This is a genomic window from Capnocytophaga canis, from assembly GCF_043187445.1.
Taxonomy (GTDB): Bacteria; Bacteroidota; Bacteroidia; order Flavobacteriales; family Flavobacteriaceae; genus Capnocytophaga; species Capnocytophaga canis.
On the sequence record NZ_CP171121.1, the window covers coordinates 1,492,342 to 1,516,497 of the forward strand.

The window sequence follows — 24,156 nt, forward strand, 5'->3', positions numbered from 1 at the left end:
TAAAAAGCGAAATCCTTGTTGAGTTTATTTTGAGAAAATAAAAACAAAATATTTCCATAAAAAACATCTGATTTTACTGACTTTTGTCAGTAAATTTCGAAAAGTTATCCACACTCCATCGTTTTCGTTTCGGTTTATTTCGTCAAGAAATTTTTCGTAACAAAAAAAGTTGTAGTTTTACAGCCGAGAAGTAAAAATTGTTATATAAAATCGTTTAACTATTAAAGAAATATTTATGAAATCGTTAAAACTACGTATTTTGCTTTTGTTTCTTTTCGTTTCTGTAGGGATGTATGCTCAACAAATCGTAAAAGGAACTGTCAAAGACGCAACCACAGGCGATCCGCTGTTGGGAGTTACGGTAGTCGTTAAAGGGACTTCACGTGGAACAGCTACCGACTTTGACGGAAATTATGAATTGAAAGCCGATCGTGGCGAAGTATTGGTCTTCTCCTCCATAGGTTTTAGAAGTCGAGAAATTACCGTGAACGGAACTGTTTTAAACGTAACGCTCCAAGAAGATGCTCAACAACTCGATGACGTTGTAGTTATTGGTTACGGTGTTGCTAAGAAAAAAGATGTTACCGGTTCGGTAAATTTGGTAAATGAGAAAGATTTTAACAAAGCACCGGCGGTAAATGCCGATCAATTGTTGCAGGGTAAAGTAGCAGGAGTACAAATGACCTCAGCAGGGGGTGCTGTAGGTGAGGGGCAAACCATCCGTGTACGTGGTAATGGTTCGTTATCCTTATCTTCAAATCCGCTTATTGTAATTGATGGCGTGCCTATGAATGACGGAGGCGTTGGAGGATCACGTAGTATCTTTAATTTGGTAAACCCTGAAGATATTGAAAGTATGACGGTACTTAAAGACGCTTCATCAACAGCTATTTTCGGATCACGTGCCGCCAATGGGGTAATTATGATTACCACTAAAAAAGGAAAAGCAGGTCAGGATATGAAAATCAATTTCAATACGAGCTTATCTTTACAAAACGTAAGTGATTATGTAGATGTGATGAGCGCTTCTCAGTACAGAGACCTCATTACAAGCACCGGAAAAGCCAATCTGATAGCTCGTTTAGGAACGGCTGATACCCATTGGCAAAAACAAATCTATCAGACAGCACCAATGAGTAACAGCACTTTGAGTGTTTCGGCAGGTGGGGTAGTGCCTTACCGTGTTTCTGTGGGGCATTCGTATGCCGATGGCGTACTTCGTACCGATAACTTCCAACGTACTACTGCCAAAGTAACATTGACACCAAGTTTGTTGGACAATCACCTAAAATTAGAGCTGAATGCTAACGGAACATTTATGAAAAACCGCTTTGCTGAAAAGGGTGCTATTGGTGCAGCCGTAGGCTATGACCCAACCAAACCGGTTTATGACCCAACTTCACGTTATGCAGGTTATAGTGCGTGGTCAGACTCGGCAACAGGGCTTCTCGGAGGTTTAGCCCCGCTTAACCCAATGGCGATGTTATTCCTTACTGATGACAACTCCAAAGTGTATAACTTCATCGGAAATTTAAAAGCCGATTACAAATTACCTTTCTTTCCTGAGATAATCGCTACGGTGAATGTAGGGTTAGACCACAGCAACGGTAAAGGTGATAGAATCATCGACCCTCGCTATCCCAATTCGTCAAGCAACTTTGCAGGAAATCATAAAGTTTATGATAACAAAACCACTAACAAGTTATTCGATGCTTATTTGAATTACAACAAGGAGGTAAATAATCACAACATCGGTTTGATGGTAGGGCATTCTTATCAATCTTTTGAATTTGACAATCACGAAACCTTTTATGAAACCTTTGTGAATCCGGGGGATAATAAAGAAACACCAAAAATTGATAAGAGCAAAAACGTGTTGATGTCATTCTTTGGTCGTGCCAATTACAGCTACAAAGATAAATATTTGCTCACAGCAACACTTCGTGCTGATGCCTCATCTAAATTAGCAAAAGAGCATCGTTGGGGATATTTCCCATCGGTAGCATTGGCGTGGAACATCGCTAATGAGAATTTCCTAAAAGAAAATGAAACGGTTAATGAGTTGAAATTACGTTTAGGATATGGTGAAGTGGGTAACGTTAACGGATTAGGAGATTATATTTTCTTAACCAACTATACACGTAGTACAAACGGAGCTTCTTATCAGTTTGGCGATAACTTCTACCAAACCTACCGACCAAGTGTAGTAAACACCGACTTGCGTTGGGAAATCGGTAATACGATCAATGCAGGTATTGATTTTGGTTTTTGGCAAAATCGCTTAACAGGAACTATTGATGTATATCGTAAACTGACCAAAGATTTGATTGCACCAAGCACTGTGGATGCCTTCACCAATTTCGGTAACGAAGTAAAAGCGAACATCGGTAATATGGAAAACCGAGGAATTGAGTTCGGCATTGGTTACACGCCTTTCCGTACCGATGATTTCCGTTGGACAATCAATTACAATGTTGCCTACAACGAAAATACATTGAAGAAACTTCCGAAAGTAGAAGACGTTGGAGGTGTCTCAGGAGGAACTGATAATGAAGTTCAACGCCACCAAGAGGGGCAAACTCCATTTGCATTCTTCGTATTCCAACAAGTGTATGATGCTAATGGTAAGCCTATTGAAAACGTATTCGTTGATAGAAACAGCGATGGAGTTATCAATAACGACGACCGCTACTTGTACAAATCACCATTTGCTCCTGTAACAATGGGATTAACGATGGATTTCAACTACAAAAATTGGGATTTGAACATTATTACACGTGCCAATATCGGTAACTATGTGTACAACAACACGCAATCTTCTTTAAGTCAGTTTGAAACAGCTGTTGATGGACAGTACTTGCGTAACTTAATATCAAATTATAACGACACCAAGTTCACAAAACTTAGCGGATTGGGTGTAATAAGTGATTATTTTGTAGAGAATGCTTCCTTCTTTAAGTTGGATAACATCACTTTAGGATACACATTCCCAACTACAAAATACAATATTCGCCTGTACGGAACAATGCAAAATGTATTGACGCTTACTAAGTACAAAGGCTTAGACCCTGAGGTATTTGGAGGAATTGATACAAACTTCTATCCTCGTCCGAAAACCTATTTGGTAGGTTTGAGCGTGAATTTTTAGTCAAAATACAACGAATAAAATTTTTGAAAAATGAAAAGATATACCACATATAAGATATTCGGATTGGCTTTAGCCTTGTCGCTAACGGGCTGTATGAAAGACCTTGATCAGTCGCCTATTGACCCCGATAGCTTTACACAAGTGCAAGTGTTTGCCAATCCAACAGAAGCCAAAAGTGCTTTGGCTAAGGTCTATGCCTCCTATGCCTTAACCGGACAACAAGGACCTCAAGGACAGAGTGATATAACAGGAATAGATGAAGGATATTCACAATTTTCTCGGCTTTATTTCGCCGCTCAAGAGCTTACTACAGAAACCGCTGTAGTGGGGTGGGCTGACCAAACCATTAGAGATTTCCACGCGTTATCTTGGTCTTCTTCCGATATGTTTCTTAACGGATTGTACAACCGCTTGGGGCAACAAATTTCCTTTGCCAATTCATTTATTACCAATGCAGAAGCGTTAAGCTCCGATGCTCAGGTGAGAACATTCATTGCTGAGGCTCGTTTCTTACGTGCCTATTCGTACTATTGCTTGATGGATTTGTTCGCCAACGTGCCATTAGCTACCAAAGTACAAGCTACTTTACCTACGCAAAGCAACCGTCAGGAAATATTCCAATTTGTAGAAAGCGAATTGAAAGCCATTGAGGGCGAGTTGAAAGCTACCAAATCCAACGAGTACGGTCGTGTAGATGCTGCCGCTGCACAAGCACTATTGAGCCGTTTGTATCTGAATGCAAAAACGTGGGTAGGCACCGAGCGTTATGCTGATTGTGTGGCGTATGCCGAAAAAGTAATCAACTCAGGATATGCCTTGCATAATGATTACAGACAATTGTTTATGGCAGATAACGATACCAACGGAGCTCAAAACGAATTTATTTTTGTGTTGAACTACGATGGCATCCAAGCCAATACGTGGGGAGGTGTTACTAACTTGTTGCTTGGGTCTATCGTAGGCTCAATGAAACCGGAGAATTACGGAGTTGTCGAGGGTTGGAACGGATACAGAACAACCAAAGAATTTGTCTCTAAATTTGAGACCAAAACCACCAATGCCAACGGAGAGCCAACAGCGTGGAACGACCAACGAGCAATGTTTTATACCGATGGGCAGTCCTACGAAATCAGCGATATTAGTAAATTCACCGAAGGTTATGCACTGCCTAAGTTTACCAATCGTACTTCAAAAGGAGGCAAAGGAAAAGACCCGTCAGGGAAACACCCTGATACAGATTTGCCTATCATTCGTTTGGCAGAGATTTATTTGAACTATGCTGAGGCTGTAGTACGTGGCGGAGGTGGAAGCAAAGCAACTGCGGTAGGCTATGTAAATCAACTACGCACACGTGCAGGAGCAACCCCTATTACCGAAGCAGAACTTACCGCCGATTTTATCTTAGATGAACGTGCTCGTGAGTTGTATTGGGAAGGATTGCGTCGTACCGATTTGATTCGCTACGGAAAATTCACCACAGCCGACTATCTATGGACATTCAAAGGAGGCGCCATCACAGGGGTAGGTACAGGTGAGCACAGAAATATCTTCCCCATACCGGCAAGTGTACTATTGGCAAATCCGAACTTAAAACAAAACACGGGATATTAATTGTAAAAATAAATGGGTATGAAAAATATATTCAAAGCAGGGACATTATTCGGGCTGCTATTTGTCGCCACATCGTGTGAGAAAGATGAAGAGAAAGCGGTGCTTAATGCCGAAGCTAAAATAGAAATGAGCTTGTCTGCCAATACGTTGGCTTTGGACAAAGAGAAAGGAAGTGAAACAGCACTTAGCGTTTCGTGGGAAACGCAACAGCTGAACCTAAATTTGGGGCATTCGTACAGCATTTTGTTGGAAAGCAACGGAAAAAGCAAAGAGGTATCCGTAACCAAATCGCCATATAGTTTTTCTCACGTTGAACTTAACAAAATTTTACTTGCCAACTTAGAGCTTGCCGCAGGAACAGAGGCAGAAGTAAAAGTAACGCTTAAAGATGCCATTAGTAATACGTATAGTATTCCTACCCAAGCAAAAACGATTAAAATAACACCTTATGCTGACCTTATCGAGCCCACTGAATGGGGTATTGTAGGACACGCAACACCTAATGGGTGGGATGGTCCCGATCTTCCATTTTGGAAAAACCCGACCAATAGCAATGAAAGGATAGCTTATGTGGCTTTGAAAGACGGCGAAATCAAATTCCGTAAAAACAATGCTTGGGCAGAAAATTATGGTGATGACGGGAAAAATGGAAGTCTTGAAAACGGAGGGGCTAACATTCCTGTTACTGCAGGGATATACAAAATCGTTTGGAACATTAACGAAAACACCTACACCATTGAGAAATATACGTGGGGAATTATTGGACACGGAGCCAAAGGATGGGGAGATAACGATGATATTCCATTAGAATATGACGGAACTACCAATACTTGGAAGAAAACAGTTACCCTTGTCAATGGTGAAATAAAATTTCGCTTGAATAATGCTTGGGATACTAACTACGGAGATGATAAAGCTGATGGCGTATTAGAAGCCGGAGGGGCTAACATTCCCGTTACCGCAGGAACATATACCATTACGGTCGATTTCTCAGTAACACCGCCTACATATTCCATCAAATAGGTTTTATAATGACAAACTTCGACTCTTAGGCTAAGCAATTTTGTTAATACGCAGGGCAGAGAGTCGAAGTTTTTTTATACGATGAGGAAGAGGTAATATGTTAAAAATCAGGTAAATGTTTGCTTTGTGTTTTAAAAATATGTAACTTCGGGGTCTGTATGTAATGTTTATGTCTTTCTAAATCCTGAGATTTTATCTTTTTGTAAGGATACAAATCTATAAAATCAGACAGATTTGCATTTTTGTAAGGGTACAAAAGCACAAAATCGGTGGGTTTTACTCTGTTGTAAGCCAACAAGGGTATAAAATCGGGCAGATTTCCGCTTTTGTAAGGGTACAAAAACATAAAATCGGTAGGTTTTGTACTATTGTAATAAATAAAAAGAGAAAAATTACTTTAAAAAGAACAGAAGTAGAAGACAAATTATATAAACTTACCTATAAACATCAAGTAAAAACATAAAAAAATATAAAAATATGATTTCGAAGCATAATTTATCAAGAGTTCGCCTGATGGAATTTGCCCAAGTGATGGCGAATGTAAAAAACTTTTTAGAGAAAGAAGACCTTGCTAATTTGGAACTTACGGCTATTAAAACGGATTTTGACCGAGATTTTAATGCCTTTGAAGCCTCGTTAAAGCCCGTACGAAAGAGCGAGTACACGCAACGAATCACCGAATTGGACAATCAGCGCGATATACTACTGATGGGCTACATTGGGCATTGTAAGTTATTTGTGAATTTTCCGGTGAAAGAGAAAGCTGAAGCTGCTAAAAAATTGGTACTAATCAACGAAAAATATGGTAAATCACCACAGAAGCAATCCTTCCGTGAAGAAACGGCTATCATTCGTAATCTGCTCGATGATTTAGCCGCTACTCAAGTAAAAGCTATGGTAACGCTCATCGGAGCCGAGCAATGGATTGAGCAACTTGCACAAGTTAATGAAGCCTTTGCTTCACTTCACACCGACCGCACCCAAGAGCAAGGAGCCGTTGAGGTGGGCAAAACTCAAACCACTCGTGCCCAAATGCAAACAACATTTACCAAACTTATTACTCTAATCAATGGTTTGACCATCGTAAAAGGAATACAAGCATATCAAAATTTGGTAAATTCTATCAATGAAGAGATAAAAAAAGTAACTCAATAGTCAAGGGAAAAGTTTCAAGTTTCAAGAATCAAGGATAAAGTTAAAAGGATAAAGGATAAAGTTTCAAGTTCCAAGTTCCAAGTTCCAAGTTTCAAGTTTCAAGTTCCAAGTTTCAAGAAACAAGGAAAAAGTAACAAGGGGCAAGAACCGTAATTCGTAATTTGTAACTCGTAATTCGTAATTGATTCTCGTAATTCGTAATTGATTCTCGTAATTCGTAATTTGTAACTCGTAATTCGTAATTGATTCTCGTAATTCGTAATTTGTAACTCGTAATTCGTAATTGATTTCATACTTATGAAAAAAAATATTTTAACAATGGTTTTCGTTAGTCTGCTACTGTTTCAATGCGGTAAAAAGGATAATAACGATGCTCCCACACCGCCACAGGAGGTTACTCCGCTGAATCTCTCGGCAATGGATAACGGCAATCGGGTAATGATGCAGACTTTTTATTGGGATGTAGAACCTCGTGGCGATTGGTGGAATTTGACAGCTACCAAACTCACCGATTGGAAAGCTAATGGCGTAAACCGAATTTGGTTGCCACCTGCCACCAAGGGGCAATCAGGAGGGTATTCAATGGGGTATGACCCGTCGGATTACTTTGATTTTGGCGAATATAACCAACACGGCACCGTAGAGACCCGTTTTGGCTCGCGTGCCGAATTGGAAAATCTAATAAAAAAAGCCCACGACAACGGCTTAGAAGTTATCGCCGATATGGTATTGGGGCATAATTCAGGAGGTGGATTGGAACATAACATCACGCGTGGGAAAGACACTTACACGATGTTCAACGAGCAACACGGCAATGCTTCGGGAAAATTCAACCGCAGTCATTTGGATTTTCATCCGAACGATTACCATTGTTGCGACGAAGCCGCTGATTTCTTTTCGGAACAAGACCTTTGCCATCATAAGGAATATGTACAGAATTGGCTTTGGAAATCGGATGAGTCTGTAGCGAAATACTATAAAAACACGATGAAATTCGACGGATGGCGTTTTGACTATGTTAAAAGTTTTGGCGCTTGGGTAGTAAAAGATTGGATGGCTTCGGTAGGAGGTTTTGCCGTAGGAGAATATTGGGACGGCGACGCTCAAAAGCTCAAAAATTGGGTAGATGAAAGCGGAGGAGTTCCGGCTTTTGACTTTGCGTGTTTCTATAAATTGGAACAGGCTTTGGACAAAAATGATATGCGACACTTAATGGGCAACCAAATGCTTCGAACCATCTATCCTGATAAGGCGGTTACTTTCGTTGCTAATCACGATACCGAGAAAGACAAAAATCTTGATAATGTAATCAGTAAAGAACGAAAACTCTTGGCGTATGCCTATATGCTCACCCATAGCGGCTATCCAACTATTTTTATTTCGGATTACGAAAATGATGAGTTCAAAGCTAAAATACAGAATCTGTTACTCATTCACCGTAGTTTAGCCGTAGGCGAGGAGAAATTCTATTTGGCTTCCGATACCGAATTTATTGATTTCCGTTTAGGCGATGAAAACAGCCCCGGATTGATGCTTTTCCTCAACAGTGGAAATGCCCCTGCTACGCGTACCATTCCTACACATTGGAAAAACAAAACTTTGATAGATTATACCCAACAGAGTGCCACACGTCCTGTCACCGATGCTAACGGAAAGGTAACCATCACGGTGGGAGCAAATAGCTATGGGGTTTGGTCAATTTCAAAATAATTACGGATTTCGATTTTTAAATTACAAATTTCGAATTACAAATTACGAAAGTTAGAGCCGTAATTCGTAATTAATTCTCGTAATTCGTAATTGGTTCTCGTAATTCGTAATTGGTTCCGTAATTCGTAATTGGTTCCGTAATTCGTAATTGGTTCCGTAATTCGTAATTGGTTCTCGTAATTCGTAATTGAATCCGTAATTCGTAATTGAATCCGTAATTCGTAATTGAATCCGTAATTCGTAATTGATTCTCGTAATTCGTAATTGATTCTCGTAATTCGTAATTAATCTCGTAATTCGTAATTAATTCTCGTAATTCGTAATTAATTTAAGTGTTAAGATGAGGAAAGACAATATCATTCAAGAGAAAACGTTTGCTTTTGCAGTTCGGATTGTGAATGTATATCGTTACATGGTTTCAGAACATAATGAACGGGTTTTATCCAAACAATTGTTGAGGTGTGGCACATCGATTGGGGCAAATGTTGAAGAAGCAATTGGAGCACAGTCTGATAAAGATTTTTGGAAGTGTTGTAAAAAGTATGATACCTTTAATAAAATGGATATTTCTGTCAGGCTGAGCGTAGTCGAAGCCCTGTAATTACGAGGCTTCGACTACGCTCAGCCTGACAATCAAAACTACCATCATACTTTTTATAACACAACCAGATTTTTTATCAAAGATAAGTATTGCTTATAAAGAAACTCGAGAAACGATATATTGGCTACGATTATTAGAAGCAACCGATTTTCTCACAGAAGAACAAAGTATCAGTTTACTAAACGACGCCAAAGAAATAGCTAAAATCATTGGAAAAATACAAATAACAATTAAAAATAAACTAAAAGCATAATAATGAATTGCGAATTTTAAATTACAAATTTCGAATTACGAATTACGAAAGTTAGAGCCGTAATTCGTAATTGATTACCGTAGTTCATAATTAAATAAAAAAAGTTGTAATGAAAAAAATATCTATTATCCTTTGTTGCCTTTTGGGGTGGCAATCTCAAGCACAAAACACACAAATTTCGCCTGATGGTAATGTAAAAGTTACCTTTGAGCTAAATCCGTCAGGAAAACCTTTTTATAAGATTTGGTACAAGAATCAGGAAGTAATCAAGCAAAGTTATATGGGCTTGGAGCTTAAAAACACTACTGATTTAATTGCTGATTTTAAGGTTATTAAGGAAGAAAAATCTACTTTTGATGAAACGTGGCAACCTGTTTGGGGCGAAGAAAGCCATATTCGTAATCATTATAACGAGCTTTTGGTGTCGCTTCATCAAAAGACTTCAGATCGTTTTATGAATATTCGTTTTCGAGTGTATAATGATGGTGTAGGTTTCCGTTATGAGTTTCCTGAGCAGAAGCATCTGACCTATTTTACGGTGGTAGAGGAATGGACGGAGTTTGCAATGACGGGCGACCACACAGCGTGGTGGATAGTAGGCGATTACGATACCCAAGAGTACGACTATACCGAGTCAAAACTCTCTCAGATACGCCTATTAAATCAAGGAGCCATCAATCATAACGCCTCACAAACACCGTTTTCACGCACAGGAGTGCAAACTTCTCTAATGATGAAAACTGATAGCGGACTTTATATCAATCTACACGAAGCAGCTTTGGTAGATTACTCGTGTATGCACTTGAACCTCAATGATTCTAATTTCGTGTTCCAATCGCATTTGACTCCCGATGCTACGGGCGATAAAGCGCATCTACAAGCTCCTTGCCACACCCCTTGGCGTACCATTATGGTTAGTGATGATGCTCGTAATATTTTGGCTTCACGACTGATTTTGAATCTAAATGACCCTTGTGCGTACGAAGACACTTCGTGGATAAAACCTGTGAAATACATCGGTGTTTGGTGGGAAATGATTTCAGGAAAATCTTCGTGGGCATACACCGATGAGTTACCTTCTATTCAACTTGATAAAGTAGATTATACAAAATTAAAGACTAACGGAAAACACGCCGCAAATAACCAAAACGTACGTAAGTACATCGACTTTGCAGCACAACACGGCTTCGACCAAGTGTTAGTAGAAGGTTGGAATGTAGGTTGGGAAGATTGGTTTGGACATAAAAAGGATTACGTGTTTGATTTTGTAACTCCTTATCCTGATTTTGACCTCAAAGCCTTGAACGAATATGCCCATTCCAAAGGAGTAAAACTGATGATGCATCACGAAACCTCTTCTTCTGTAAGAAATTACGAACGACATATGCATAAAGCGTATCAGCTTATGAATGACTACGGTTATAATGCTGTAAAGAGTGGCTATGTAGGTGATATTGTGCCACGAGGCGAACATCATTATGGGCAATGGCTTGTAAATCATTATTTGTATGCCGTAACCGAGGCAGCTAAATACAAAATTATGGTTAACGCACACGAGGCAGTGCGTCCTACGGGGCTTTGTCGTACTTATCCGAACCTTATCGGAAATGAGTCGGCTCGTGGAACCGAATTTGAATCTTTCGGAGGAAATAAACCCTTCCATACCACCATACTTCCGTTTACACGTTTGCAAGGCGGGCCAATGGATTACACTCCAGGAATTTTTGAAACCCAAATTTGGAACGTAAATCCTGACAACGGAAGCTATGCACGTAGTACCTTGGCAAAGCAATTGGCTCTATACCTCACAATGTATAGTCCGCTACAAATGGCAGCTGATTTGCCTGAAAATTACAGTAAATATTTAGATGCCTTTCAATTTATTAAAGACGTTCCTGTAGATTGGCAAAAAAGTATCTATTTAGAGGCAGAACCTGGCAGATATATTACCGTGGCTCGTAAAGATAAGCATAGTAACGATTGGTACATCGGTTGCACAGCCAATGAAAACGGGCATACATCGAAACTAAAACTCAATTTCTTAGATAAAAACAAGAAATATGAAGCCACCATCTATGCCGATGCCAAAAACGCACACTATAAAAACAATCCTAAAGCGTACACTATTACCAAAAGAAAAGTAGATGCCAACACCACTCTTACCCTCGTAGCTAAAGAAGGCGGTGGGTATGCTGTGAGTATCAAGGAAATCAAATAGACTTACTACCAAGTATGAATTACGAATTTCAAATTACGAATTAGAAAGACGTGATGACATAAAAAACAATCGGGGCAATATAATTCTGCTGAATGTAAAATCCATAGAATTGTAGGTTGTGTTATAAAAAGTATGATGGTAGTTTTGATTGTCAGGCTGAGCGTAGTCGAAGCCCTGTAATTACGAGGCTTCGACTACGCTCAGCCTGACAGAAATATCCACTTTATTAAAGGTATCATACTTTTCACAACACTTCCGAATTGTATTGTCCCGATTGTATATAAAAGAACGTAAGTTGTTTTAAATCAACTATTCTTCTTCTTCGTTTAATTCATCTTCATCAAAAGAGTCATCATCGGAGTTTTGAGTTTCTATATCTGCTTTTGATTTCCCCTTTTTTCCTTTTTTAGGAATAATTTCATCATTATTTTTCAGGAACTCTTTGATTTTATTCTCCAGTTCTTCGGTCAGTTCAGGATTGTCTTTCAGTAGAGTTTTTACAGTATCCCGCCCTTGTCCAAGTTTTGTACCTTGGTAACTGAACCAAGAACCGCTTTTGGTGATGATGTCAGCATCTACACCAATATCAATAATTTCCCCTATTTTTGAAATTCCTTCCCCGAAAATGATGTCGAACTCAGCAGATTTAAACGGAGGAGCAACTTTGTTTTTAACTACCTTAACGCGGGTACGATTTCCGACTATCTCACCATTTGAATCCTTGATGCCTCCTCCACCCGCTTTACGGATGTCCAAACGAACAGAGGCATAAAACTTCAATGCATTCCCCCCTGTTGTGGTTTCTGGATTTCCGAATGTGATTCCAATTTTGTCACGTAATTGGTTGATAAATATTACAATACAATTTGCTTTATTAATACTTCCTGTAATTTTTCGCAATGCCTGTGACATCAATCGAGCGTGAACTCCCATCTTAGAGTCTCCCATATCGCCTTCGATCTCACTTTTCGGTGTTAAAGCAGCGACTGAATCCACTACGATCAGGTCTACCGCATTCGAACGAATTAACGCATCGGCTATTTCCAAAGCCTGTTCACCGTGGTCAGGCTGTGAAACAATCAGATTATTGATGTCTACTCCCAATTTCTGAGCGTAAATACGGTCAAAAGCGTGTTCTGCATCAATAAATGCAGCTGTTCCCCCAGCTTTCTGTACTTCTGCAATAGCGTGTAGCGTTAAAGTGGTTTTACCAGACGATTCAGGCCCAAAAATCTCAATAACTCGCCCTTTTGGATATCCTCCAACACCTAAAGCAACATCCAAACCTACGGAACCTGTCGAGAAAGTTTCAATCTCCTCAATAGGAGCATTTCCCAATTGCATCACTGCCCCTTTCCCGAAGGTTTTATCTAATTTTTCAAGTGTCAGTTTCAAAGCATTTGCTTTTGCTTCTGCTGCACTCAATTCCTTTGTATCTTTCTTTGCCATATTTATATATTTTCTTACAAACTGCTAATATACGTTTTATTTTTATTACGCAAAAACATATTAAAAAAATTACGAATTACAAATTACGAATTACAAATTATGAAAGCTATAAGCGTAATTCGTAATTTGAAATTGGTAATTTTACTTACAAGATTGATTTCGTTCCTGATGGAATTTTAAAAGGAAAATTTACTTTTTCATTCAAACGAATGCTTTTAAATGATAGTTCTATTTCGGTTTTTTGTAATTCTCCATCCACCATTCTTCGTACGTTGATTTTAATAGTATCAGGAAACAAGACATTGTCTACTTTCTGATATGTATAAGTCACTTCAGATTTTTCTTTTGGATTCTCAGTATTTGTAATTTCAAGGAAACCAATGCGATATGTTTTCGGAGTGATTCCGTAAATGGTTTTTAGGGTGTTTATGTTTTCGGACTGTAAAATATAGTTTTGAGAATCAATAAGTATTATTTTAGTGTTTGAAGTATCTTGATCATAGATATATTGTCCCAATAGCAATCGTTGTAAGTTTTCAAAATTCACTTCAAAACCTAACAAATCGCTGATATGTGAAAAATCGCCATCAAAGTGTGTATTTTCTAAGCGGTTGTAGTAACTCGCTTTTTCGGGAGTGACAAAAACTTTAGCAACTCCCAAAGGAGCTGAAAACCAAATAGCTTTATCTTTTTGCATACGAAAACTCAAAGCGGGGAGCGATGACATATTTCCTTCACTACCGTGAGCCAAAGAAATACTGCCGTTCACTGTAACGAATTTAGGAAAGGCATTACTATGATGTTGAATCAGGGTTCCGACCTTCATTTTTCGGTCAACTTCACCTGCTGAAACGGTACTTTTCTTTGATTTACAAGCAAAAGTCAATAGACCTAATGCTACTAAAAAAACTATTTTTCTCATTCGTATTTATTTTTTACCAGTACTTCCGAAGCCTCCTGTACCACGAATTGTTTCCGAAAGTTCTTGAACCTCAGTAAGTGTTGCTTTTTCATATTTAGCAAAAACCATTTGTGCAATGCGTTCGCCGTTTTCAATTACGAAAGGCTCATTGGAAAGATTTACCAAGATAACTCCAATTTCTCCTCGATAATCCGAATCAATGGTTCCTGGAGCGTTCAAAACCGTGATACCGTGTTTGGCGGCAAGTCCGCTTCGCGGGCGGATTTGTGCTTCGTATCCTTTTGGCAATTCTAAAAACAATCCTGTTTTCACAATCACTCGTTCCAGTGGAAGTATTGTGATAGGAGTGGTTACAAAAGCGTGAATGTCCATTCCTGCAGCTTCTTCCGTCTGATAATTTGGCAATGGATTGTTTGATATGTTTTTTATGTTTACATTCATGTGGTTTAATGTTTTAAACTAAAGGCAAAGGTACAGTTTTATTTTGATTACTTATACAAAGAATCGTTACTAAAAACACATACTATGTTAAAAAAATGCATATTTTTTCATGTCATAACTAATTGATATTCTTTTCTTTCTTAGGATGTATTTTTTAAAAAGATAAAAAAAAGAAAATAGCTTTGTATCAAAACGAAAAAAATTGTACCTTTACGCCTCGAATTATAATTAATCAAACAGCTTATGAAATTAAAATTTTTAACATTGTTCGCGTTTGTGTTCAGTTGGTGTTTAACACTTTCTGCACAAATGGTGTCAGTAAAAGGAACCGTTACTGACGAGGGTAAAGTGCCACTACCAGGCGTAAGTGTTTTGATCAAAAACACTACTCGTGGAGTAGCTACCGATTTTGATGGTAAGTACGAAATCAAAGCAAATCGAGGAGATGTGCTTGTATTCAGTTACTTAGGCTTCGTAACACAAGAAAAAACAGTGGGAGCAGGTAGTTCACAGACTATCAACGTATTACTTGTTGAAGAAGCAGAGCAGCTTGGAGAAGTTGTAGTTACGGCCTTGGGGGTTAATAAACAGGCCCGTTCGGTTGGATATGCAACCACCAAAGTTGCAACCGCAGAGATTGAGAGGCTAAACGTTATCAACCCAGTAAACGCTCTACAAGGAAAGGTGGCAGGGGTTGCCATCAATACTACAGGTGCCTCAGGGGTAACATCAAGTGCAGGGATCACCATTCGTGGGGCGAAGTCGCTCGACAAAAACAACTCTCCCATCTTCGTAATTGATGGAATGATCATCCAAGAACGTTTAACAAGTCCTACCGATGGAACTGACTGGGGGTCTCAATTAAAAAATTTGAATCCTGCTGATTATGAAAGTATTACTGTACTAAAAGGAGCTGCCGCTACCGCTCTTTATGGGTCGCGTGGAGCTAATGGTGCTATCGTAATTGTTTCAAAAGGAGGTAAATTTGGAAAACAAGGGTTGGGAGTTGAGTTTTCTCAATCCATTGAAACAGCAAATATTTATCGCTCTCCTATGAAACTTCAAAACGTTTACGGAGCAGGACATCCTCTGAACGGATATGAGGGCGGTTTTTTAGGCGATGGCTCCCTACAAAACACTCCCAATAGCTTCGGTCCTAAAATGGAGGGGCAACTCGTAAATCAGTATATGCCAGGTGGACAACAAACTCCTTTTGTTGCACATCCTGACAACTGGCAAACCTTATACCAAAATCCGTTTAATCAGACCTATAACGTAGCTATCAATGGCGGAAGTGAAAATTCATCATTCCGTTTGTCATACTCCTATATGGATAATAATGGAGTTTTTAAGCGTAATAACTTCAATCGTAATACCGTTGCTTTTAGAGGTTTGATGAAATTAAACGACATTTTTTCAATGGAAGCAGGGGTTAACTACGCTTTTTCAAAAGCACAAAACGGAGCTAACCAAGGAGGTTGGGATTGGGACAATAACCTGTCTATGTTAAGCACCTTATGGACACCACGTAACTTTGATATGGATGCTTTCGTAGAAAACTATCGTGATAAAGAAACCCAAGCCGTTGAAACAGAAACGCCTTGGGGCAGATTGAGAGGATATCTACACAGACGAGATTTAAATCTAAATCAAAGAAACGAAAATTCATTACTGACCAATCTGACTCTACGAGCGAACATTGCTCCTTGGCTAACTGCCAGTGTAAAAGGGAATTACAACTATTATGGTATTTCAAAGATGGAAAAATGGTATGGAGCAGGAGCTTTTTATGGACCTACAAAAACAGGAGGATACTCCCGAGGGGGTGAGGTTTATGGTTCCTATAACTTCTTAGGTATGCTGCAATCCAATGATAATAAAATCAATATTGCAGGAGAAGAAATTACCTTAGACGCTATCGTTGCCACCGAACTATATGGCAATTTAGAATCTCACTCTTGGCATAAAGCAACAAAAGGCGGATTGGTAGTTCCTGCTTTGTTTGCCTTTTCGAACTCGGCGGAAACTATTATTCCTACATTCGGATACACCCCCGCTAACAATAAAGTATTCGGGGTTTCAGGAATCTTAAATTTGGGATGGCGCGATCAACTATTTTTGGAAGTTACAGGGCGTAATGATTGGCTTTCTTCTTTAACGTACCCGAACTATATGATAGGCGGGAAAAATAATTATTCGGTGTTCTATCCATCAGTAAACTCTTCGTGGGTTTTTACCGAAACTTTCCAAATGCCTGATTGGTTCTCGTTCGGAAAAATAAGAGCTTCTTGGGCAGAGGTAGGTATGGGAACAGGTGCTTATGCTACATCCAAAGGATACGGAATTTTTAGACAAGAGTCACAGTTCGATGCTCAAAGAAACAGCGTATTGGTTGCCCGACCCAATTTAGGAACAGCTTGGAATAACGATTTGAAACCTGAAATTCAGAGTTCCATAGAGTTAGGTACTGATTTACGTTTCTTTAACGAACGGCTGAATGTTGATTTTGCTTATTACAAAACCAATACACGAAACCAAATTTTGTCGGTAGGAGCTTCTATTGAATCGGGTGCATCTACACAGCTAATCAATGCAGGAAATATTCAAAATCAGGGAATTGAGCTTCAAATTGAAGGTACTCCAATAAAAACAGATAATTTTAGATGGACCATTGGAACTAATATCACCAAAAACAAAGGAAAAATCATAGATCTTCACCCCAATGTAAAAGAATGGCAATTGATGTGGCAATATGATGGAGGTCCAGAAATTTGGGCATATGAAGGTGGTGATTATGGTGTACTTGCTACATCGTACAACTCGCCTTATGGTTCTTCAATATACCGCTTTAATAACCCCGATAATGCTAACGACCCGCGTAACGGAAAACCTGTCATCTATTACAGAGGTGCAGGAGGTTCTCCTAATAAAGCATATGTTTATTCATACGTAACCAACAATCAGAAAGGTATTAAAGATCGTGTTGTATTGGGGAAAGTGGAAGCCGATTTCTATTTGAATATTAATACTTCTATTGCTTATAAAAACTTTGATTTGTATGCGTTGATTGATGGACGTTTTGGAGGAAATTTTCATTCAAATGCTTCTGTATATGCTACTGGTGCAGGAGCGTTAGAATCCACTCTACAAGGGCGTGATGCCGAACACGGAGGGTTGCCACGCGTTAATTACAAAGGAGAAACTGTATATGATGCGATCAATTTAGATGCCGTTTTTGATGAAGATGTTAAGGCACCTTTGGCTAGTGATCCAAACCAAAGAATTGATGTAGGAGGGCTTACTTATCGAGAGGCTCTTGATAAGGGTATAGCTCCTATGATGGCAACTACACACTATGCATACAATATGGGTTGGGGGTCACCCAATGAGTTGCATCTACAAGAAAACACTTGGTTGATGCTTCGTGAGATTTCGGTGGGCTACCGTTTTGATGATGAAGTATGCAAAAAATTAGGTGCGAATTATTTGCGCGTAGGTTTAACGGCTCGTAATTTAGGAGTTTTGATGTCTAAGTTACGCGATGGGCTAAATCCTGAATCTATTTCAAGTAACAATCCGTTAACACCTATGGTTTTGGGAGGCGTTCCCTATTCAAGAACGTTTTCGTTTAATTTAACCGCTAGATTCTAAAAAAGTATAAAAATGAGAACCATAAGAAATATATTTACTGGGGTATTTGTTGCTACAATACTCACGGGGTGTTTGAAAGATTTTCAAGAATTAAACACCAATAATGAAGAATTGACCTCTGTTGATCCTCGCAATGTGTTTACAGGGGCTACGGAGAATTTCAATAACAGCACACGTGCTCACCTATTGAATAAATATGATGGTGTGTTACAAATTATGCAGTATATTGTGTCATCGTCAGGAGGTCGTGAAGGGCTTTATTTTGAGTCTTCTGCAACAAATCGCCCTTCCATTTTTACGCCCTACTATGATGATTATTACCGAACTATTGGGTTGAATTTAAGGTATTTAACAAATACCGTTATTCCTAACAATACGGAAAAAACCAAGTATCAAAATTTGGCAGCCATCGCTAACATCTTGGAGGTGTATGAGGCTTGGTTGGTTTTTGATGTGAATGGTGCAGCACCTTATCATCAGGCTTTTATGAGAAGTACTCACGATATTGTAAAGCCTAAATATGATTTATACCAAAAAGGTATTGACGGAGAACCTATGTATAAATTCTTCGATAAGAAAGTCAAAGAAAATGTGGCTGTTCTGCAAAGTAAATTGAAAGACCAACACGAATTGGGTAACAATGATTATTTCTATAAAGGAAACATTGATAACTGGATAAAATTTGGTAATACGTTACGTATTAAAATGGCACAGCGTGTTGAGTTGGCAGATACGGAGTTCTATAAAAAAACGATTGACGATGCTTTGGCTAGTGCAGGGGGGATTATCGCTAACAATGATGAATCGTGTGTGTATAACCATCCAAATGACCATAATAACAACACCGATGATATGCAAAAATTGACCTCAGAGTATTGTGCTTCAAGGGCTTTTGTTAATTTCTTAAAAGCATACGATGACCCTCGTTTGCCTTTGCTTATTCGTAGAAACGGATTTGGTTTAGGGAATAATAACAAAATAAATGACGACAATGCTAAATCATTAGAAAAGCATTTCCCTGATTATCCAACGAAATACCCTAAATTCTCAGAGCGGTATTTTGGGATTTCAGCAAATCCTGATAGTTCAAGTACAGCTTGGTCAAGACATTCTTATTTTGAGTTTAAATACAAAAATGACGCAGGAGTAGATGTTGTATTAAACATACGTCATAATAGCCAAATCGAAAGTCGATTTTACATAAAAAACGGAGGAAAAGTATCTCACTCGATAACCGCTCGTGACAAAGAAGACGCCAAATATGATGCACCACAAACCAGTATCAGTTTGTTTACACCTCTAATCACTTATTCTGAAACTTGCTTTATGATGGCTGAAATTGCCCACAAAGCAGGAGGAGCAAAAGGCGGAAAAACTGATTTGGATTGGTTTAAAGAGGGAATCAGAGCCTCAATGCAACAATACCAAACTTGGGCTACAAAAATGGCAGTTCCTTCGGCGATGAATGCCGATAGTGATAACTATAATCCTATCACAGAAGATAAGATTAATGCCTATTTGGCTCGACCTGAATTTCAATCGGTTACACTCGAAAAAATCATCTCGCAACAATGGGTAAATCTATTTATGAGACCTGAAGAAATGTGGGCTACATGGAAACGTACAGGCTTACCTGCTTTTAAAGAAGACCCTGTACCAACCCAAGGTGTTGCCTATTTCGAAAAAGTAACCAAAGCAGGAAGTGATTTGGTAATACCCAGACGAGGAGTTTTACCTACACCCAATACCGAGAATATTGATAATTTCAATGCGACTGTTGAGGAACTCAAAAAGGACCCTGCCTATGGTGCACAAGAAAACCACACCGAAGGAAGAATATGGTGGGATAAAAAACAATAAAATTTTTAAAACGTAATTACAAAAAAACTGTTCGATTTTTTTCGAGCAGTTTTTTTTTACTTGTATTTAATGTAATTGTACTTGTACTTGGAGGTTGAATCTAAGATTAACTGTGATAAAAAAAATTTGGAAGAAAACGAAAAAATAACTACCTTTCGCCTGTCTATTAGTAAATTCAAAAATATGTATAAAAGAATCATTCCCTTAGGATGTGTGCTTTTGGCAGTATCTTGTTCTGAAAAGGTTAAAGAACAAGAAGTTAAGATTAACTATCCACAAACCAAAAAGGTAGATACCGTTGATGTTTATTTCGATACAAAAATTGAGGATCCTTACCGTTGGCTCGAAGATGATCGCAGTGAAGAGACTGCCAATTGGGTAAAGGCTCAGAATGAGGTTACCTTTGGTTATTTAGAGAAAATACCATATAGAAAAACGATTAAGCAACGTTTAGAAAAACTTTGGAACTATGAGAAAGTTGGAGCTCCGTTCCAAGAGGGAGATTATATCTATTACTACAAAAATGACGGACTTCAAAACCAAAGTGTTCTTTATCGCAAGGATAAAGACGGCAAAGAAGAAGTTTTCTTGAATCCTAATGAGTTTTCAAAAGATGGAACAACTTCTTTGGCAAATCTTAGTTTTACTGAAGATGGAACACTTCTAGCGTACCAAATTTCCGAAGGAGGTAGTGATTGGCGAAAACTTATCGTCATGAATGCTGTAACTCGGGAAATTATTGGTGACACCTTGGTGGATGTAAAATTCAGTGGCATTTCTTGGAATGGAAAAGAGGGATTCTATTATTCAAGTTATGACAAACCCAAAGGAAGTGAGCTCTCAGCGAAGACCGATACACATAAACTGTTTTACCATAAACTAAATACACCACAAAAGGAAGATAAACTTATTTTTGGTGGCACTGCAGACCAAAAATACCGTTATATTTCTGGCTATGTGTCTGATGATGGGAACTATTTGTTCGTGTCTGGAGCAAATTCAACTTCAGGGAACAAATTGTTTGTTAAAGATTTAAAAAATCCAAAATCGACTTTTGTAGCAATTACTGAAAATTTCGATAATGATACCCAAGTAATTAACAACAAGGGTTCAAAACTTTATTTGGTTACAAACTTAAATGCTCCTAACAAACGTTTGGTAAGTGTGGATATTTCTGATCCAAAACCTGAGAATTGGAAAGATATCATCCCAGAAATTGATAATGTACTATCAGTTTCATTAGCAGGAGATTATATCTTCGCTCGTTATATTGTAGATGCAGTTTCTAAAGTAAAACAATATGATTATGAAGGAAAACTTATCCGTGAGATAAAATTGCCAGGTGTGGGTTCAGCAGGAGGATTCAACGCTAAAAAAGATGAAAAAGAAACTTATTTTTCTTTCACAAACTACAACACACCAGGTAAAATTTATAAAATGAATTTAGATTCAGGAGATTATCAATTATACTGGGAGCCTAAAATAGACTTTAATTCCGATAATTTCGAATCCAAGCAAGTGTTTTATATCTCCAAAGATGGTACAAAAGTTCCGATGATTATCACCTATAAGAAAGGAATCAAACTTGACGGGAAAAATCCTACCATACTGTACGGTTACGGAGGATTCAATGTAAGTTTAACACCTAATTTCAATATTTCCAATGCCGTATGGCTTGAAAATGGAGGAGTTTATGCTGTTGCCAATTTGCGTGGAGGTGGTGAATATGGAAAAAAATGGCATGATGCAGGAACCAAAATGCAGAAACAAAATGTGTTTGACGATTTTATAGCTGCAGCTAACTATTTAATTACCGAGCAGTATACATCAGCTAATCATTTAGCAATCAGTGGAGGTTCAAACGGAGGGTTGCTAGTAGGAGCAACCATGACTCAACGTCCAGATTTGTTTCGAGTAGCATTACCAGCGGTAGGTGTGTTAGATATGTTGCGTTACCATACCTTTACTGCAGGGGCAGGTTGGGCATATGATTATGGAACAGCAAATGACAGCAAAGAAATGTTTGATTATTTAAGAAGCTATTCACCAGTGCATAACGTTAAATCAGGAGTGGAATATCCAGCCACTATGGTCACTACCGGTGATCATGATGATCGCGTGGTACCAGCACACAGCTACAAGTTCGCAGCAGAGCTACAAGCTAAACAAAAAGGGACAAACCCAGTACTTATTCGCATTGAAACCAACGCAGGACATGGTGCGGGAACTCCTGTTAGTAAAATCATTGAACAAGCAGCTGATGTACAGTCCTTCATTCTGTGGAATGTTGGAGTGAAAGATATCAAATCAGTGGGGAATTAACTCTAAATATAATACTAGAGAACCATAAAACTTCCTCTTTAGGATCGTTTTTAGAAGATTTTTTTCTGAAAAGGGAGTTTTATCCTAATGGATAAATAGTTAAAAAACAATTTTTGAATCTGTAAAAATAACGTATTTTTTTCGTATAAATACAATATAAAAAAAATATATTTTTTTTGAAAATAGATATTATAATTGGTGATTTGACTAAAGAAAATATGATATTTCTTAAATAAATACTTTTTTTTGGTGTAAAGTAGATATTATTAAACATTTGTAAATATAGTGTTAAACTTCAAATTCAACATTCAATAAACTAAAAATAATGTTGTGAGTTTGAAAATTATTGTCTACGTTTGCAGTCCAAACTGTAAAGTTAATTTAAACAATGTTTATGGCAAGAAGATTATTAATAATGTTAACGATACTCACCTTAGTCTATTCCTGCAAACGTGGAGGAGGAGATCATAAAGGAGAGCTTGTTGGCGTTAAAGGAAAAAGTTGGAAACAACCGAGACCTTATGGAATGACCTTGGTTCCAAGTGGTTCTTTTATTATGGGTAGCTCTGACGATGATAAAACAGGTAGTCTAAATGCACCTGTTAAGACTGTGAGTGTTGGGTCTTTCTATATGGACGAAACTGAGATTACAAATAGTGAATATCGTCAGTTTGTCAATTGGGTTCGCGATTCTATCATTAGAACAAATCTCGCCGAATTAGCAGATCAAGTAGGTCAAACGCAAGGTAATGGGGGTGTTGGTGAGTACGCATATCTAAATACAAATACAGAAAACATGAATGCGTATCAGCAATATATGTATAACACATATGGAGACCAGCAGACAAAGAAACTTAATAGAAAAGTACAATTGATTTGGGATACAAACAAGTTTCCCGATGAGTACTATTCAGAAGTTATGGATAAAATGTACCTCCCGATAGAGGAGTCTTATAACGGAAAGCGTATCATGGATGTTGAGAAATTCGTATTCAAATATCAATGGTTGGATATGGAAAAATCAGCTCGTGCAAAAGGAAATCGTAAAGATTTTGTCAAGGAAGAACTAGTCAAGGTATATCCTGACACAACAGTTTGGATTCGAGACTTTGCGTACTCTTATAATGAACCAATGCACAATCAATATTTTTGGCATGAAGCCTACGGAGAATATCCAGTTGTTGGGGTTACATGGATGCAAGCAAAGGCTTTTTGCGAATGGAGAACCCTTAATAAAAACTCATATTTAAAAGCTAAAGGAGATGATGAGATAAATTCATTTCGTTTACCCATTGAGTCAGAGTGGGAATACGCTGCTCGTGGAGGTCTGGAAGGAGCTACTTATCCTTGGGGAGGTCCTTATACAACGGACGATAGAGCATGTTTCTTAGCGAACTTTAAGCCATTACGAGGTGACTACGCATCCGATAACGCGCTTTATACAGTCGAGGCAAGGTCATATGAGCCTAATGGATACAATCTCTACAACATGGCAGGAAACGTTTCAGAGTGGACAAACACCACTTACGATCCAAATTCCTATGAGTATATGTCAACCATGAACCCCAACGTAATTGATGAGAAGAATAGACGTAAAGTTATCAGAGGAGGTTCTTGGAAAGATACTGCCTACATGTTGCAAGTAAATACACGCGATTTCGAATATCAAGATTCTGCTCGTAGTTACATAGGTTTCAGAACAGTGCAGGATTTTATGGGTGTTTCTGAAGGGCAACAAGCTAAAACAGCTCGTGGATTTAGATAGGAATCAATAAATTATCAATAAAACAAA

The 24,156-nt window shown here is 38.4% G+C and carries 16 protein-coding genes; 12 read left to right on the top strand and 4 right to left on the bottom strand.

The window, feature by feature from the left end:
* Positions 1 to 235 precede the first annotated feature (235 nt).
* Genes ACF3OB_RS06335 through ACF3OB_RS06345 form a run of 3 tightly spaced genes read left to right on the top strand, consistent with a single transcriptional unit; the run spans position 236 to position 5,782 of the window.
* Positions 236 to 3,148, top strand: coding sequence for a SusC/RagA family TonB-linked outer membrane protein (locus ACF3OB_RS06335; RefSeq protein ID WP_392447127.1), 2,913 nt, complete (start codon positions 236 to 238; stop codon positions 3,146 to 3,148).
* Positions 3,149 to 3,178: 30 nt separating this feature from the next.
* Complete coding sequence (locus ACF3OB_RS06340; RefSeq protein ID WP_392447129.1) at positions 3,179 to 4,759, top strand: RagB/SusD family nutrient uptake outer membrane protein; 1,581 nt, start codon at positions 3,179 to 3,181, stop codon at positions 4,757 to 4,759.
* Between the two features lie 18 nt (positions 4,760 to 4,777).
* Positions 4,778 to 5,782 carry a SusE domain-containing protein gene (locus ACF3OB_RS06345; RefSeq protein WP_095894471.1) on the top strand — a complete coding sequence of 335 codons (1,005 nt, stop codon included), beginning with the start codon at positions 4,778 to 4,780 and terminating at the stop codon, positions 5,780 to 5,782.
* A 100-nt stretch (positions 5,783 to 5,882) separates the two neighbouring features.
* On the opposite strand, the gene ACF3OB_RS06350 is transcribed toward ACF3OB_RS06345, so the two are convergent.
* Positions 5,883 to 6,128 (bottom strand): hypothetical protein, encoded by a 246-nt coding sequence (locus ACF3OB_RS06350; protein WP_042348654.1) that lies wholly within the window; start codon positions 6,126 to 6,128, stop codon positions 5,883 to 5,885.
* A gap of 131 nt (positions 6,129 to 6,259) precedes the next feature.
* On the opposite strand from ACF3OB_RS06350, the gene ACF3OB_RS06355 reads away from it, so the two are divergent.
* The 5 genes from ACF3OB_RS06355 to ACF3OB_RS06375 all read left to right on the top strand — a co-directional run bounded on the left by ACF3OB_RS06355 (position 6,260) and on the right by ACF3OB_RS06375 (position 11,719).
* A complete protein-coding gene (locus ACF3OB_RS06355; protein WP_232745154.1) occupies positions 6,260 to 6,937 on the top strand; it encodes a DUF6261 family protein in 678 nt (225 codons plus the stop codon).
* Positions 6,938 to 7,234: 297 nt separating this feature from the next.
* Complete coding sequence (locus ACF3OB_RS06360; protein WP_042344035.1) at positions 7,235 to 8,647, top strand: alpha-amylase; 1,413 nt, start codon at positions 7,235 to 7,237, stop codon at positions 8,645 to 8,647.
* Positions 8,648 to 8,987: 340 nt separating this feature from the next.
* Positions 8,988 to 9,248, top strand: a complete 261-nt coding sequence (locus ACF3OB_RS06365; RefSeq protein ID WP_392447133.1) for a four helix bundle protein — start codon at positions 8,988 to 8,990, stop codon at positions 9,246 to 9,248.
* A 115-nt stretch (positions 9,249 to 9,363) separates the two neighbouring features.
* Positions 9,364 to 9,501: a hypothetical protein gene (locus tag ACF3OB_RS06370; RefSeq protein WP_392448761.1), complete on the top strand. Its 138-nt coding sequence runs from the start codon at positions 9,364 to 9,366 to the stop codon at positions 9,499 to 9,501.
* Between the two features lie 109 nt (positions 9,502 to 9,610).
* A complete protein-coding gene (locus tag ACF3OB_RS06375) occupies positions 9,611 to 11,719 on the top strand; it encodes a glycoside hydrolase family 97 protein (protein ID WP_392447134.1) in 2,109 nt (702 codons plus the stop codon).
* 309 nt (positions 11,720 to 12,028) lie between these two features.
* On the opposite strand, the gene recA is transcribed toward ACF3OB_RS06375, so the two are convergent.
* The 3 genes from recA to dut form a co-directional block, all read right to left on the bottom strand.
* Positions 12,029 to 13,168, bottom strand: coding sequence for a recombinase RecA (gene recA / locus ACF3OB_RS06380; RefSeq protein WP_392447136.1), 1,140 nt, complete (start codon positions 13,166 to 13,168; stop codon positions 12,029 to 12,031).
* 145 nt (positions 13,169 to 13,313) lie between these two features.
* Positions 13,314 to 14,090 carry a DUF4292 domain-containing protein gene (locus ACF3OB_RS06385; RefSeq protein ID WP_392419863.1) on the bottom strand — a complete coding sequence of 259 codons (777 nt, stop codon included), beginning with the start codon at positions 14,088 to 14,090 and terminating at the stop codon, positions 13,314 to 13,316.
* Positions 14,091 to 14,096: 6 nt separating this feature from the next.
* Positions 14,097 to 14,531, bottom strand: a complete 435-nt coding sequence (dut, locus tag ACF3OB_RS06390; protein ID WP_042344032.1) for a dUTP diphosphatase — start codon at positions 14,529 to 14,531, stop codon at positions 14,097 to 14,099.
* 243 nt (positions 14,532 to 14,774) lie between these two features.
* On the opposite strand from dut, the gene ACF3OB_RS06395 reads away from it, so the two are divergent.
* The 4 genes from ACF3OB_RS06395 to gldK all read left to right on the top strand — a co-directional run bounded on the left by ACF3OB_RS06395 (position 14,775) and on the right by gldK (position 24,129).
* Positions 14,775 to 18,182: a SusC/RagA family TonB-linked outer membrane protein gene (locus ACF3OB_RS06395; protein WP_392447138.1), complete on the top strand. Its 3,408-nt coding sequence runs from the start codon at positions 14,775 to 14,777 to the stop codon at positions 18,180 to 18,182.
* Positions 18,183 to 18,194: 12 nt separating this feature from the next.
* Positions 18,195 to 20,042: a SusD/RagB family nutrient-binding outer membrane lipoprotein gene (locus ACF3OB_RS06400; protein WP_392419866.1), complete on the top strand. Its 1,848-nt coding sequence runs from the start codon at positions 18,195 to 18,197 to the stop codon at positions 20,040 to 20,042.
* A 183-nt stretch (positions 20,043 to 20,225) separates the two neighbouring features.
* Complete coding sequence (locus tag ACF3OB_RS06405) at positions 20,226 to 22,364, top strand: prolyl oligopeptidase family serine peptidase (protein ID WP_042346642.1); 2,139 nt, start codon at positions 20,226 to 20,228, stop codon at positions 22,362 to 22,364.
* Positions 22,365 to 22,752: 388 nt separating this feature from the next.
* Positions 22,753 to 24,129 (top strand): gliding motility lipoprotein GldK, encoded by a 1,377-nt coding sequence (gene gldK, locus ACF3OB_RS06410; protein ID WP_042344029.1) that lies wholly within the window; start codon positions 22,753 to 22,755, stop codon positions 24,127 to 24,129.
* The last annotated feature ends 27 nt before the right edge of the window (positions 24,130 to 24,156 follow it).

Excerpts from the sequence above, each read along its gene's own strand:
- ACF3OB_RS06400 (WP_392419866.1), top strand. The coding sequence starts at position 18,195 with ATGAGAACCATAAGAAATATATTTACTGGGGTATTTGTTGCTACAATA.
- ACF3OB_RS06375 (WP_392447134.1), top strand. The coding sequence starts at position 9,611 with ATGAAAAAAATATCTATTATCCTTTGTTGCCTTTTGGGGTGGCAATCT.
- ACF3OB_RS06385 (WP_392419863.1), bottom strand. The coding sequence starts at position 14,090 with ATGAGAAAAATAGTTTTTTTAGTAGCATTAGGTCTATTGACTTTTGCT.
- ACF3OB_RS06340 (WP_392447129.1), top strand. The coding sequence starts at position 3,179 with ATGAAAAGATATACCACATATAAGATATTCGGATTGGCTTTAGCCTTG.
- ACF3OB_RS06345 (WP_095894471.1), top strand. The coding sequence starts at position 4,778 with ATGAAAAATATATTCAAAGCAGGGACATTATTCGGGCTGCTATTTGTC.
- dut (WP_042344032.1), bottom strand. The coding sequence starts at position 14,531 with ATGAATGTAAACATAAAAAACATATCAAACAATCCATTGCCAAATTAT.
- ACF3OB_RS06360 (WP_042344035.1), top strand. The coding sequence starts at position 7,235 with ATGAAAAAAAATATTTTAACAATGGTTTTCGTTAGTCTGCTACTGTTT.
- ACF3OB_RS06355 (WP_232745154.1), top strand. The coding sequence starts at position 6,260 with ATGATTTCGAAGCATAATTTATCAAGAGTTCGCCTGATGGAATTTGCC.
- ACF3OB_RS06350 (WP_042348654.1), bottom strand. The coding sequence starts at position 6,128 with ATGTTTTTGTACCCTTACAAAAGCGGAAATCTGCCCGATTTTATACCC.
- ACF3OB_RS06405 (WP_042346642.1), top strand. The coding sequence starts at position 20,226 with ATGTATAAAAGAATCATTCCCTTAGGATGTGTGCTTTTGGCAGTATCT.
- gldK (WP_042344029.1), top strand. The coding sequence starts at position 22,753 with ATGTTTATGGCAAGAAGATTATTAATAATGTTAACGATACTCACCTTA.
- ACF3OB_RS06365 (WP_392447133.1), top strand. The coding sequence starts at position 8,988 with ATGAGGAAAGACAATATCATTCAAGAGAAAACGTTTGCTTTTGCAGTT.
- ACF3OB_RS06395 (WP_392447138.1), top strand. The coding sequence starts at position 14,775 with ATGAAATTAAAATTTTTAACATTGTTCGCGTTTGTGTTCAGTTGGTGT.
- recA (WP_392447136.1), bottom strand. The coding sequence starts at position 13,168 with ATGGCAAAGAAAGATACAAAGGAATTGAGTGCAGCAGAAGCAAAAGCA.
- ACF3OB_RS06335 (WP_392447127.1), top strand. The coding sequence starts at position 236 with ATGAAATCGTTAAAACTACGTATTTTGCTTTTGTTTCTTTTCGTTTCT.